13 protein-coding genes and 1 pseudogene are annotated in these 13,259 nt (G+C 70.6%); 7 read left to right on the top strand and 7 right to left on the bottom strand.

Annotated elements, in window-relative coordinates; genetic code table 11:
- From AC08OU_RS15340 to AC08OU_RS15320, 5 genes are all read right to left on the bottom strand, one after another.
- On the bottom strand, positions 1-719 hold a 719-nt coding region (locus tag AC08OU_RS15340; protein ID WP_476605183.1), incomplete at its 3' end, for a CpaE/TadZ family protein.
- 7 nt (positions 720-726) lie between these two features.
- Positions 727-1,521 (bottom strand): SAF domain-containing protein, encoded by a 795-nt coding sequence (locus AC08OU_RS15335; protein WP_476605182.1) that lies wholly within the window; start codon positions 1,519-1,521, stop codon positions 727-729.
- A 77-nt stretch (positions 1,522-1,598) separates the two neighbouring features.
- Positions 1,599-2,273, bottom strand: coding sequence for a hypothetical protein (locus AC08OU_RS15330; RefSeq protein ID WP_476605181.1), 675 nt, complete (start codon positions 2,271-2,273; stop codon positions 1,599-1,601).
- Positions 2,274-2,536: 263 nt separating this feature from the next.
- A complete protein-coding gene (locus AC08OU_RS15325; protein WP_476605180.1) occupies positions 2,537-3,091 on the bottom strand; it encodes a hypothetical protein in 555 nt (184 codons plus the stop codon).
- 155 nt (positions 3,092-3,246) lie between these two features.
- Positions 3,247-4,752, bottom strand: a complete 1,506-nt coding sequence (locus AC08OU_RS15320; protein ID WP_476605179.1) for a helix-turn-helix domain-containing protein — start codon at positions 4,750-4,752, stop codon at positions 3,247-3,249.
- 199 nt (positions 4,753-4,951) lie between these two features.
- Here AC08OU_RS15320 and AC08OU_RS15315 point away from each other — a divergent pair, with 199 nt between their 5' ends.
- From AC08OU_RS15315 to AC08OU_RS15290, 6 genes are all read left to right on the top strand, one after another.
- Positions 4,952-6,328: a helix-turn-helix domain-containing protein gene (locus AC08OU_RS15315; protein ID WP_476605178.1), complete on the top strand. Its 1,377-nt coding sequence runs from the start codon at positions 4,952-4,954 to the stop codon at positions 6,326-6,328.
- Positions 6,325-7,224 (top strand): phosphotransferase family protein, encoded by a 900-nt coding sequence (locus AC08OU_RS15310; RefSeq protein ID WP_476605177.1) that lies wholly within the window; start codon positions 6,325-6,327, stop codon positions 7,222-7,224. Before AC08OU_RS15315 ends, AC08OU_RS15310 begins: the two co-directional genes overlap by 4 nt.
- 293 nt (positions 7,225-7,517) lie before the next feature.
- Positions 7,518-8,474: a radical SAM protein gene (locus AC08OU_RS15305; protein WP_476605176.1), complete on the top strand. Its 957-nt coding sequence runs from the start codon at positions 7,518-7,520 to the stop codon at positions 8,472-8,474.
- Positions 8,467-8,847 (top strand): hypothetical protein, encoded by a 381-nt coding sequence (locus AC08OU_RS15300; RefSeq protein ID WP_476605175.1) that lies wholly within the window; start codon positions 8,467-8,469, stop codon positions 8,845-8,847. Before AC08OU_RS15305 ends, AC08OU_RS15300 begins: the two co-directional genes overlap by 8 nt.
- Complete coding sequence (locus AC08OU_RS15295) at positions 8,832-9,413, top strand: AAA family ATPase (RefSeq protein ID WP_476605174.1); 582 nt, start codon at positions 8,832-8,834, stop codon at positions 9,411-9,413. The genes AC08OU_RS15300 and AC08OU_RS15295 overlap by 16 nt, the downstream gene beginning before the upstream one ends.
- Positions 9,414-9,544: 131 nt before the next feature.
- Entirely contained in the window at positions 9,545-10,153 is a 609-nt protein-coding gene (locus AC08OU_RS15290; RefSeq protein WP_476605173.1) for an NUDIX hydrolase, read from the top strand.
- Here AC08OU_RS15290 and AC08OU_RS15285 read toward each other — a convergent pair.
- Entirely contained in the window at positions 10,119-10,754 is a 636-nt protein-coding gene (locus tag AC08OU_RS15285) for a uracil-DNA glycosylase (RefSeq protein WP_476605172.1), read from the bottom strand. The genes AC08OU_RS15290 and AC08OU_RS15285 overlap by 35 nt on opposite strands.
- 446 nt (positions 10,755-11,200) lie before the next feature.
- Positions 11,201-11,629: a hypothetical protein gene (locus AC08OU_RS15280; protein WP_476605171.1), complete on the bottom strand. Its 429-nt coding sequence runs from the start codon at positions 11,627-11,629 to the stop codon at positions 11,201-11,203.
- Between the two features lie 243 nt (positions 11,630-11,872).
- Between AC08OU_RS15280 and AC08OU_RS15275 the strand changes: the two are divergent.
- Positions 11,873-13,259 (top strand): annotated as a pseudogene (locus AC08OU_RS15275) (IS1380 family transposase); the annotation flags it as partial.

Genomic DNA, 13,259 nt, shown 5'->3' with positions numbered 1-13,259 from the left:
ACCGGGCGGCGCACCGGCAGGCCGGACAGTGCCCGAGCGGCGCGGGCATCGACCGGAAGCACCCCGGCAACCGGCACACCCAATCCCCGCGTGATCTCTTCGGCCGGGTACTGCCCGGCGTTCACCACCAGCAGCCACACCCGGCGCCCCGGCCCCGTGAGGGCGGCGAGCTGGTCCAGCCGTGCCGCGGTGTGGACCAGCCCGCGTGGGTCGTTGCGGGTCACCGCCAGCACGACGTCGGCCACCCGCAGCAGCCGGGCCAACCCGTCACCCTGCGAGAGCCGGGTGGGCAGCCGACCGGCGTCAACGATCAACACGCCCCGCTCCGCGTGCGCCGGACTGTCCGGGCTCTCCGCGCCGGGATCCTCGCTCCGGGTGGGCGGCTGGCGCATCGCCTCCCAGCGGGCCGATGACAGCAGGACGTCGACCGCGGTGGCGGCCTGCTCCGCTCCGGAGGGGGCAGGGACCACCAGCAGTCCGCCGGGCAGTTGCTGCGCGTGCTCGCGGACCAACCATGGCTGGTGCTCGCGACGAGCGGCTGCGGCCAGGCTCATCAGCCCCGGCTCGGCGTCCAGGCCGAAATCCGCGATGAGGTCGCCGCCGCCCGGGTCGAGTTCCAGGACCACCGGGCTCTGCTGGGAAGGCCACGCTGCCGCTAGCGCCAACCCGGTCGTCGTCACGCCGGGAGCGCCCTTGGCGGACGTCAGGACCAGCAACATGACGCCCTCACCCGCCGGTGCCGGTCGTGGACGGCGCCGACACCTGCATCACGCTGACCGTCCCCTCCGCGGCAGCGCTGACCACGGATGCCTCGTTCTCGTCCATCAGCAGCGAGATCACCGTCGTCCCGCCACCGGACGGATCCGGTGACACCGACACCACCTGACCCGTCAGCCAGGTGGACCGCGGCGCCTTGTCCCCCGCCGCAGTCCCGCCGCCGGCTCCGGGGTCGGCTCCGCCGGTCGCCCGGCCGGGCGTCACCAGCACCGCCACCGCCGACCCCGGCTCCAGACCGGGCGGGAAGCCCCCCGCCTTCACCGCGACCGATGCCACCGCCTGCCCGCCGGGCGGGAAACGCGAGGCCCCGACATCGGCGGGCGACAGCAGCGCGCCCGCGCGCCGGGGTACCGCCATCGTTCGCCCGACCACCTCGGACAGGTCGTCCGCCGGTACCGTCTCCACGTCGCCACCGGCCGCGACCGGGGAAACCCGCAGGTCCGCGCGGGTGATCACCTGCCCGGCGTTCACGTCCGTGGCGAGCACCAGGACAGGTACCCGGCCCGAGGCCCGCAACGACCCGATGAAGAACGCCGCCGCCCCTGCCAGGATCAGCACCACCCCCAGGGCCAGGAACGGAACCCGCGTCCGTCGCGCCGACGCCAGCCACGGCGCCTCGCCCCGGTCCGCCGCGCGCGAACCCGGGCCGACCCTGACACCTGACGGTGTCAACGACGGCCGCGGGTGGGGCTCACCCCGCGAGGCGGAGCGCGCCTGCGGTGTCGAAGGCAAAGAGGTAGCCACGAACGACTCCCAACGATCGAAAGGTCAGTAGTGGTCGCGCCAGCGGTGGCGCCGTGAGCCGGACGGCCGCTCGCCGCTCAGCCCCCGCGTGACCGCACCAGCGCCTGCGACTCCGCCACCCGGAAGGCCGCCGAAGCCGCTGTCTCCAGCGCAGGCAGCGTGCCCGCCTCCCCATTGCCGGACCACGAGATCTCCCACGAGATCGTCGCCGTCACGGGGAACGCCTCACCCGGCTGTCCCGCCGACGACCGGCGATACGTGTACCCGCAATCCGGTGACTCCCGCTGCGGATCCCCGCCGGACGAGAACGGCGTGCCCGGACCCAGGCACACCACCGACGAGCCGTCACCCATCGACCAGGTCACCTTCCCCGGTGTCGCCGTCGCCGTCACCGACACACCAGGCACCGACGCCGTTGCCGACCTCGGCGACCAGAGCCCCGGCTCGATCCAGAGCCAGGTCGGCAGCGACACCAGCTGCTCGCCAACGGGACTCACTCCGATCTCCGGCCGCGGCAGGGCGAGCTGGTCCACCGCCTGGCGGGCGACCACCACCGGAGGCGGCGGCGCGGACACGGCCGCGGCCTGAGCTCCACCATCACCGGGCACCCACGCCGTCGTCCAACCCGACTCGCTCGGGCAGGTGCGCAGCAGCCACGACCCGGAGCCCGTACTCGTGCCGGAAACGAAGGCATCCACCGGCAGGCCGGGTGGGCCGCTGACCGCGGTCACGTAGCACCCGCCGCCGCTCATCGTCCCCACGGCCGGTATGGAGCAGGCCACTCGGCTGCCGTTCCCATCAGTGCACGTCCGTGGGCCGCCAGTGCGCCCTCGAGGCAGGTCAACGGATTGGGAGCCGCTCTGCTCGCGGCGGCTGGTTCCGGCGGAGACGGTGCAGCCAGGATTGTTCGATGAGTCGCGGCATTCGGTGCTCGCCCAGCCGTCGCCTCCCATCGCCGGAGCCGCGGCCCACGTGGCGAGGCAGCACAGCGCCGCGGACGCCAGGACGGCTCGGGTCAGCATGAGCCGAGCCCTCTGACCCGGAAGTCGACCACCTTCCATCGGCCGCCCTCGTCCCGGACGTCGGCGCTGATGTGCCGGTTGCCCCCGGGTTCGTCGTCGGCCTGCTCGCCGGACTTCTTGTACTGCAACCAGTTCCGGCTGTCGGCACAGTCCTCGACGACCACTCGCGCAGGCTGTGCCTCCAGGTCGGCTTCGCCCACCCGAGGGTTGAGCACCGGCTGACCTCTGGTGACCACTCCGTTCTGCTGGTCGGCGTAGAGGCTGTTCACGATCTGCCGCAGGGCGGCGCCCGTCGCGTGGCGCGCGAGCAGCGGCGACCGGTAGTCCGACGTCCGGGCGGCAACGACCATGTCCTGCCACATCCCGCGGTAGGCATCCAAGGCCGCCGTTTCGGCCGCGGCGCCTGTGGACGTCGTCGAGGGGGTCGCGGTGGGTGTTGTGGTGGCGGGGGGCGGGCCGAGGTCGGCGTCGTCTCCGCCGCAGCCGGCGCTCGCGGACAGGGCGAGCGCGGCGCACAGTCCCACGAGCGCGGAGGCGTTCAGCGTCACGGCGGCACTCCCTCGTCAGGAGAGGTCATCCTCGGGGCGGTCTGCGCCGTCCGAGGGCTTTGTCCTACACCGCCACCCCGTACTGAAAGCAACGTCAGGCAACTTCCGTGACGGCATGTACACGGATGGTGATCAGACGTCTGGTGCGGTTGCGGCTAGCTCGCCGCGACACGCTGGGTGAGTTCGCGAACCGCGGGGCTGCTGCCATTGTGCGCGGTCAGGGTGCGGTGGAGGGCTCGCGCGGGCTGCTGGTTGCGGAGGGAACCGGTCTGCTTCGCGATGCAGTAGGCGTCCCAGGTCCTGGCTGCGGCCTCGTCGATGTCGCCGGTGGCGAGGGCTGCTCGGGCGTGCGTGGCGATGACTTCCGCACGCCCGCGCACCATGGCGGGTCGCCAGTGGACGTTCGCGTCGCTGATGGCGTCCCGGCCGCTGCGGAGGAGGCCGGCGTCACCGTGGTCAGCGCCAAGGGTGACCAGGGAGTGCCCGGTCCATTTCTGGATCTCGGCGTGATCCAGGTAGCCGATATAGCCGGGCTTGTCGTCCTCGACCGACTCCAGGAGGGCGGACGCCGTGCGCAGGTCGGCGAGGCACGCCTGCCGGTTACCGGCCTGCGCGTGATGATGAGCGCGGACACCGTGCAGCCAGGACCGCACGGCCGGGTGAGCGGCCGTCCCGGCGACGGCGATCGCGGCGTCCGCGAGCCGGAGCGCGTCCTCGCGCAGCCCTGCGTGGGCGAGAGCGCGGCTGGCCTGCCCGGTGTTGTTCGCGCAGAGGCTGGTGTCGCCGACGTCGGCCGCGAGCCCCGCGGCCTGCCGGAACCAGGTCGCGGCCTCTCCGTAGCGGCCGAGGTCGAAGCTGAGCCAGCCGAGGAACCCGCCGGTGACGGCCAGCAGCCCGGCGAGCTGGTGGCGCTCGGCGTCGGTGGTCAGGCGGGGGTACCAGGCCAGCAGCTGGCGGTGGTGCGCCGTCGCCGGCGCGTGTACGGCGACCGATCCATGCAGGTTGTCGATCCGCCCGTGCGCGGCATGCAGGTCCGCATGCGCGGCCAACGTGTCCGGATCGAGTCGGCCACCCCCGGCTGCGGCAATCGCCGCAAGGTCGAGGTCGGCGCCGAGACTCAGGCCGGCCGCAGCCGCCCCGGCACCGATCAGCAGGTCCCGCCGTCGCATCAGCCCGTCCCACAGGTCGAAGGTCTCAACCAGTGTGCGCGACCACGCCCCCGTCCGCACAACTCGATGATCTGCCTCGCCCACCCGTGGGGGGATCGCCTGGTCACGGCCAGGACCTTCATATGGCCGGAAGGGAGTCCGCGAGTCTGGCGGCGCGCCCTCGCCATCGGCGGTCGTCCTGCGCCGTGATTGCGCGATCGCCGCGCCCTGATCGAGAGCTTGCCGTGGAACGTGCAGTGCCTCGCTCAGGTGGCTGCGCCAGTACGGGCGCGGGATGCGCTCGCCTCTCTCCCACCGGCTTACGTGTTCGCGGGTGATCGCATCGTCGTTCGAGATCTCGTGCAGGCGCCCGGCCAAGGTGTACTGCGACAGCCCGAGGCCCTCCCGGGCTCGACGAATCATGGTGCCGATGGGCGCCAGCTCGTGTCCGTCCGCGGGGAGGCGCCACTCGCCGTGGTCCGTCCGCCAGGCCGTCGCTGCCGCGATGCTCACGGCGCAGACCTCCCCGAGGTAGCTGGCTTTGATTGGGCTCCATGCCGGCGGTGGGTCAATGATCACGGATGCTCGACCAGCCTGGGAAGATGCATCTGAGGGGAGATTTGGGGGGGAGACTTGCGGGACGCCGCACGCGTCGGTCAACTGAGCAGGCGGACCGTGCTGGAATGACACACACAGCGACGGGAGGGTTGCCGTGGCAGCCGTACGAAGCCACCCCAACGATCGGCTGCGCGCTGCACGGCTGCGCACCGCATCGCCGTCCGGCGCGGGGCGGCCGATGTCCCGGCAGGAACTGGCTGACCAGGCCAATGCCTTGATGGCTGAGGATCACCCGGCCGACGCCACGATGAACGCCAACTACATCGGAAAGCTGGAACGTGGCAAGCACCGGTGGCCCAGCCGACCACGGCGCGAGGCGTTGTGCCGTGTCCTCAGGGTCTCCCGCGAGTCGGACCTCGGCTTCTACGTCAACCGCAGCGACCGAGTTCCTGCGACCACGCCCCGGGACGCCTCGGCGACGGTACCGGAGCCAATTGCGCTGGCGATCGGCTCGACGCCCGACGGCAGCCGGCGCGACCTGCTGAAGGCCATCGCCGCAGTCGCCGCGGGCTGCGGTCTCCTCGGCCTCACCCAGGCACCGGCGTCCCGGCGGGTCGGGATGGGCGACGTAGCCCGCATCGACGCGGTCACCGCGCTGTATCGATCGGTGGACTACGAGCGTGGCGGTGGAGCGCTGTGCGACGAGGTCGGCCAGTTCGCAGAGGGAACCTCCGCCCTGCTTGCCATGGCTGACGCCGGTCGCTGGCAGTCGGAGCTCGCGGCCGCCGTCGCCGCGGCTCGACAACTGGCCGGATGGACCGCGTTCGACGCGGGACGGCACAGCGATGCCGGTCGGCACTGGCTATCAGCCGAGCGGGCAGCCGTCACCTCGGGCGATCTGTGCCTGGCCGCGCGCATTCGCTACTGCCAGGCACGACAGTTCCAGCACCTCACGCACAACCAGGACGCGCTCGACACCTTGCGCCTGGCCCGCGCGCAACTCACCAGCGGAGCCACCCCCGCGCTTCGGGCCATGCTTTGCGGCGCGGAGGCGGCATCCCTCGCAGCACTCGGCGACTTCACCGCGGCCACCGCCGCCCTGCGCCACGCCAGTGATCATTTCGAGCGCATCAACCCCGATCGGGAACCGGACTGGATGCGCTTCTACGACAGCGGCGAGCTGCTGGCTCAGTACGGTCGGGTTTACCGCGACCTGGCCCGCTCCGATCCTCGGCATGCCGAGGCAGCGGTGGACTGGACGCAGCAGGCGATCAACGCCTTTGGCCCGCAGGACGTCCGCAGCGCCGTGCTCAATGAGGTGGGCCTGTGCAGCGCCCTCGCCCTTGCGGGCGAGTCAGATCGCGCTATCGAGGTCGGTGCCGCCGTCATCGCCCACGGACGCCAGTTGACCTCTCGCCGCATTCAGGACCGCATCCGCAACCTGGTCCGGGACATCCCGGCAGACACCCGCCACAGCGACCTGTCCGACTTCCGCAGGCAGGTCAGCACGATCAAGGTTGCCGCCGCGTGAGCGGTCGATTCGGCGAAGCAGCGATGTTCCGCTGCATGCGAAGGGTCTCCGACCAGCTCGACGTCCCCAGCGATGACGCCACGTTGCTGCGGCTGACCAACAACGCCGTCTTCGCGCTGCCGACCGCCGGTGTCGTCATCCGGATCACCCGCTCACATGGATTGCACGAGCGTGTCCGCAAGGTCGTCGACCTCGCGCGGTGGTTCGCCGACATCGACGCGCCGGCCATCCGGCTCACTGCCCATGCACAACCGATCCCGGTCGACGGGCTCCTCGCCACGGCGTGGATCTACCTACCCCCATGCCCGCCGCAGCCGACTGTCGAGGACCTCGGCCCCGCGCTGCGCCGATTCCACGACCTCGGGGTGCCTCGGCAGCCGCTGCCGGTGTGGGATCCGGTGGGCGACGCGCGAACCCGCCTCGCGGACGCCGAAGCCCTGCCCGACGATGACCGCGAGTTCCTGCTCGAATGGTGCGATCGCCTGCAACCTCAGATCGACGCCCTCAACCGCGAGGTCGGCACTGGCCTCGTGCACGGAGACGCGCACGCAGGCAACCTGCTGCGAGCCCCCGATGCGCAGGTCGTCCTGTGCGATTTCGACGCCACCTGCCTCGGACCGTGGCAGGTCGACCTCGTCGCTGTCGCGGTGGGCGAGATCCGCTTCGGCCGAGTCGGTGCCAACGGGAAACTCGCCGCCGCCTACGGCTACGACGTCACCACCGATCCCATCTGGCCGCTGCTACGCGAGGCTCGCGAACTGAAAATGGTCGCCGCGGCCGTACCCCTGCTCGCTTCGGCGCCGGGCGTCCGCGAGGAGTTCGACACTCGTCTGCGCTCCATCCAGCACGATGACCACGCCGCACGATGGACGCCGTTCGCCGATCTCCGTAGGTAGGCGCAAAGCTCGGCCGCTTCTTCCGGTCAGGCCGACCCGTCGTTCCGGACAGCAGGCTCCGTGATCGCGATCCGGGGCCACAGATCTCCCCACAGGTAGGTCTTTGCGGCGCCCGCGTTGCCCGTGATCGTACTAACCGGGACCACCAGCGCCCGAGATTCCCGCCATGAGTTCGCCCCGACTGTGGACCCCGGGTCCGGGAGTGACACCGACCTCCTCGCGACGTCGAAGGGACAGCGACGATGGCACCTTCTACAGACCTCGGCATTCCTGAGATCCCCGGACGCACAGACGTGGCTGGCGAGGCCGCCGTCGCGCCACAGGTGGCGTTCACGGCCGGGCACCACTTCACTCTCAACGACCCCAGCGTGGATGCGGCTGCCGTTGCGCAGAGGTTGTCCGCCCTGTTGTCGGTCATTCTGCAGATGACCAAGCGGTGCAACTTCGATTGCTCGTTCTGCTCGGAGATCCTTCAGCTTCCCGACCCCACCCTGGACGATCTGGAGCGCATGCGGAACAACCTTGCCGGCGTCCCTCGCCTGTTCCTCTCCGGCGGCGAGCCGCTCCTTCGCCGCGACTTCGGGAACTTCGTAGATCTGTTCTCCGGCGGGTTCATCATCGGTGTGCCTACCAACGCGACCCGGGGCGTCCAGCATGCGGCGGCGATGACCGGGAAGATCGCCTTCGTGAACGTGGGCATGGAGGGGCCGCGGGCCACGACCAACCGGGTCCGCGGCGACTGCGACCAGGTGATGACCGGGATCCGGGCCTTTCAGGAACACGGGCTGCCACTGTCGTTGTCGGCTGTCGTGTACCGGTCGACGCTTCACGCGCTCGCGTACACGCTGCAGATCGCCGACGTCCTGGACGCCGGGAAGCTCAAGCTGGACCTGCCGCTGCGCAAGGGCAACGCGCTGGACCTGCCCGAGGACGAGTTCATCACGGAGGCCGAGGCCGAGGACGCCTTCGGCCGGTTGCAGGAGCTGCGCGGTCCACGGGTGGCGCCCGGCGGTTCGGATGACGAAGTGGATGCCGCGAACCGAGGGTCACATGATCATGGTGGAACCACAGGGAGCGCCCACGCCTGGCCGGTCTACGACGCCCCGGACCTGTGGGAGCCCTTGGGAAACGTCCTCACCGAGCCCGTCGGCGCCATCTGGGAGCGGTACCGCTTCAAGGACAACCACGTCGCGAAGTACTTCGGGGCGAGTATCCACGCGAGCCAGCGAGCGGCCGATTCCCATGCGTGAGGTCTCGTCGTTGACCTGGCCCACCGCGCCCTACAGCAGCGCGCACCGGCCAATCCGGCGCACGACACACCTGCTCACGGGCGTGGCGCTCCAACTCCCGCCCGCGGCGGCATTCCCCGGGAACCGGCGGCCGGCGAGTGCGATCGCCCCGGATGCGCCGGCGCAGCCGGTCGGGTGGGCGGTGGTGCACGTCCCGGTCCAGCGCACGCGAACCGTCGCCCTGAAGACCACCGGTGACGTCGACCGGGACCAACCCGTCGACATCAACCGGCTCCTCCTGGAGCAGTTGCCAGCGGGCATCGGCTGGCTGAACCACCCTCAGTTCACCGCAGTCCTCGCAAGGCCCGACAGTCCGGCGTGGGCGGCTCGGTGAGCATCCGCGGCTGCCGGGTTCTCGCCATCGAAGGCACTCACAGCGCCGGCAAGACCACCCTGGCGATGGCCCTGACCGCACACTACCGAGCCGCCGGGCTCAACGCCGGCTACGTCGGCGACGCCGCGCGGGACAGCCCCGTCGTCGCCGACATCGTCCTGCACCACGTCGGCCGCTTCGATATCGCGGCGGAGCTCGACGTCCTCACCGCAACCATCAGCAGCCAGATCCGCGCCGCTCACCGTCACCAACTCCTGGTCGTCGACAAGACCGCGGCGAACGCGTTGGCCTACGCGCACCTGCTCCTGCCGCAGGCAGAACGCCACGACGACGCGCTCTCCGCCGCCCGAGCCTTGTGCCGCGCCTGGCAGCCATACGACCTCGTCATCTACCTGCACGCGCGACACCGGATCGACCTACGGTCAGACCCGTACCGGCAGAAGGTGACCGACCTGCAGTCCGCCGGGCACGTCATCGGCCGGGTTCTGGACGATGCCGGATACCCCCTGGCGCACATGCCAGCCGGTCTCTCCCTTCGCCAACGCGTCGCCTGGACTGCACGCTGAGCCACCCGCCAAGGGCTCCCGAGGCCGGCAGCGGAGCGATCCGCGCCCCGACCTGGGCTGGCGGAGCGCGAGGCACCGGCGGACGGACCGACGGTGGAAGCAGGCCGCAAGCCCTTGGACAGGAGCAATGGATGACATCGTCAGGCCCGGCGAGGAACGAGCGGCACCGCAGCATCGTGGACGTCCACCTGCTGATCCGCCGGGACGGGCGGGTCCTGATGCTGCGGCGCGCCAACACCTCCTACGGCAACGGACTCCTCTGCCTCCCCAGCGGCCACCTGGAACGCGGCGAATCCGTCATCGACGGCGCGATCCGCGAAGCCCACGAAGAGATCGGAATCCACCTCGACCCCCGGGCGCTGCGCTCCGTCCACGCCATCCACCGCGGCGACCCCACCGGCAACGACCGCATCGGCTTCTTCTTCGAAACGACCTCGTGGACCGGCGACCCCATCAACGCCGAATCCCACAAGTGCTCCGAACTCGTCTGGGTCGGCCCCGACGCCCCACCCGCCGACGTCGTCCCCTACCAAGCCGCCGGTCTCACCGGCAGCCTCGGCCCCGAACCCTTCTCCCTGCACGGATGGAACCCGACACACCGCCACGCCGAAGCTGGCTCAGGGGCAACCTCCCCGGGCTGCTGGCGCAGATGTAGCCGCGCTGCCGGAGATGGCGCCGACATGGGCCGAGTCAGAGCTCGTCCGGTCAATCCAGCTCGCAGATCCTGGCCACGCGTGTGAAAGCGGCGAGGATGTGGTCCCGTGATTCAGGGCGGGTGTTGAGATTGCGCGGGCTCGGATGCGGGCACCAGAGCGTGGGGACGAGGCGCGCCTCGTCTCGGAGCAGGAACCGCAGCCATCCGTCCCGCGCGGTGTTCCCGACGGCCACCACAACGCGCAGGTCGGGCAGGAGGTCCAGCAGGCGGGCGAGGTATGGCTGGGCCGCGGTCACGTCGTCGGTCGTCGCGGCACGAATCTTCCATGCGGTGCCGACGTACCACGGCACGACGTTCCACGCGCGGATCAACGATCGGTCAATGCCTGAGTCCCGGTACAAGCGCCAGGTCGTGGCAGCAGTTTCGTCGTTGTTGTCCGCGCTGACGATCCCACTGCCCCTGGCTTTGCCCGCCTTGCCACCCGGTGCCTCATACAGGAACAGGGCCGGTGCTGACACTCCACCGCTGTCCGGGTCAAACCACGGGACGTCGGCCCCGGTGTCTTGCTCGATCGCGCGAGCGAGGTCATTGAGCGGACGCACGTGCGGCTCGTCGATCCGCGCCCGCTTCCCAGCCAGGAAGGACGCGTCGCCGTGACCCTTGGGCTGATTCCGCGGCACCTCCATTCGATCGCGCCCTCACTTCCCATCTCTCGGACCCCTCTGGGGAGCGTACGTGGCGGCGGGCTTCAAGTCCGTACGTCCGCCAAGGCTTCGCCCGCGCATCATCCGCCGCAGATCGTGCGCGCATGGGCGCGCAGCGACCGAGGTGTCAGTCCGATCCGAACGCGGGTCAGTCCCGGGATCTGGATCCGGATTGGCCCCCGCGTTGGCCCCTGTAGTGGATCTGCCGTCGGATGGGTTCCGTCGCGTTGGATCGCTATGTGGGCGGGGCCGGCGGTGCGAGGGAGAACCCGCCGTCGGGTCCGCCCTTCCAGGCGCTCGGCGACGCTGGCTCCACAGGGGTCGCGACATGCTCACGCGCGCCGGCAACTCCGTCCACGCCGGGCCGCTTCGCGCGGCCAGCCAGCGTTACGCCCTCGTCGCCTCCCGCGGCCTGGCTGGGCGGACCCCTACTGCTCGCGTCGGCGGATCCGGTCGGCGTGGTCCGGGTTGTTGCGGGCCCACGCCTCGACCTCGGCGAGGAGGGCGAGTACGGAGCGCCCGGCGCCCGTCAGCTCGTACGTGACCCTCTCACGGGTCCCCTCCCCATGGATGGCGACCGCTGCCGTGAGGTCCTCGTCGCCAGCGCCCGCGTCGGTCGCCGGGATGTCGGCCGTCGGGCTGCCGGTCGCCACCGGCGAGGTATGTCGTCGGATCAAGCCTTTGACCTGGAGCCGGGTGACGGTGTTGATGAAGCTTCGCCAGTCCAGAGCTGGGGAGACGGCGCGGCGCAGGTCGGCGGACCGCATGGGGCCGTGTTCCAGACGGGTGAGGACGGCCGACTGCCATTCGCCGTCCAGGCCACGGAGAATGTCTCGCACCCTGTGTGGATCGACCATGAACGCATCCCCGTCCGGAAGGCTGGCTGCGCACGCGGCAGCCTTGCGTCACCTCAACGGGGATCGGCCCGATGGACTCAAGACCAACCCAAACCCGCAGCTACGGGCGGAAAGAGATCTTAGCCTCGATCCGTGGATCGACTCGGCTGACTGACGGCGTGGTGAACGAGAAAAGTGCCCTTTGACCTGCGATGATCGGGTTTGTTTAGGACCTGAGCGGCGCAGTTCGGAAGGGCGCTTTCGGTGCAAGGATCGCATGCGCGGCGCGCGGACAGCGCGGTGTTCGATGAAGAGAATCTGGTGTCACACCCGGGCCTGGTTCCGGTGCTTGAGCTAGGCGAGGCGGCGGGGCTGTCGTGGTTGTTGGGCGAGCACGTCCGGTTCGCGGACGAACGGGTGCGCTCGGGACAGGAGCGGCGAACCCGGTGGGGAAGCTGACCTCGATCATTGCGGGGATGGCTACCGGCGCCGACAGCATCGATGACCTAGACGCGATCCGCTCGGGTGGGATGAAGCAGGTCTTCGGCGGTGTCTACGCCGCCACGACGCTGGGGATCTTCATGCGGGAGTTCACCCACGGGCATGTCAGCCAACTGTCAGCGGTGCTGCGCAGGCACCTGGTCGGCCTGGCGGAGCGGACACCGGTGCTGGCCGGGATCGAGCAGCGGGCGTTCGTGGACATCGACTCGCTGCTGCGTCCGGTCTATGGTCACGCCAAGGAGGGTGCTTCGTTCGGGCACACGAAGATCGCCGGGAAGACGACCCTGCGGAAGGGCTAGTCGCCGCTGGCGACCACGATCTCCACGCCGGTCGCGGCGCCGGTGATGGCCCGGGGTGCGGCTACGGACGGGAAAGGCCAACTCGGCCAAAGGCGCCGCGTCCATGGTCAGCGACGCGGTGAAGACCGCGAAGGCCGCCGGTGCGTCGAACATCCTCGTGCGCGGTGACGCGGCGTTCGGCGACTCCCTGGTGGTGGCTGCGGCCCGCCGGGCCGGCGCCGGGTTCTCCCTGACGCTGACCAGGAACGCGCAGTTGGACGCCGCGATCAGCAGCATCGGTGACGACGCGTGGATTCCGGTGCGCTACCCGGGTGCGGTGGCCGACCCGGACACCGGGGACCTGATCTCCGACGCCCAGGTCGCAGAGGTCAGCGAATTCACGGCGTTCGCCAGCACGAAGAACCCGGTCACCGCCCGGCTGATCATGCGCCGGGTACTGGACGCGAACCAGCCCGAGGGACAGGACCCGTTGTTCCCCGGTCTGGCGCTACCACCCGTTCCTGACCGACAGCGAGGAACCCGTGGCTGCGGCGGACATCACCCACCGCCAGCACGCCATCTGCGAAACCGTCTGGTCGGACCTGATCGACGGGCCCTGGGCCCACCAGCCCTCCGGGCGCCGCCAACGCCGCCTGGTGCGTGCTCGCCGCGATCACCCACAATCTGCTGCGAGCGGCCCGCCGCCGTGACCGGCGGCGCTACGCGAAAGCCCGCGGGGCAACCCTGCGCACCTACCTGATCACCGTCCCGGCCCGGCTGGCCCGCCCACAACGCCGTCCCGTCCTACACCTGCCCGCTCACTGGCCCCGAGCAGTGCCCTGGCTGCGACTCTGGACCGCCGTCTTCACCAC

The sequence above is a fragment of the Frankia sp. CcMO1 genome (assembly GCF_977945845.1).
This window is presented reverse-complemented; position numbering and strand designations above follow the sequence as displayed.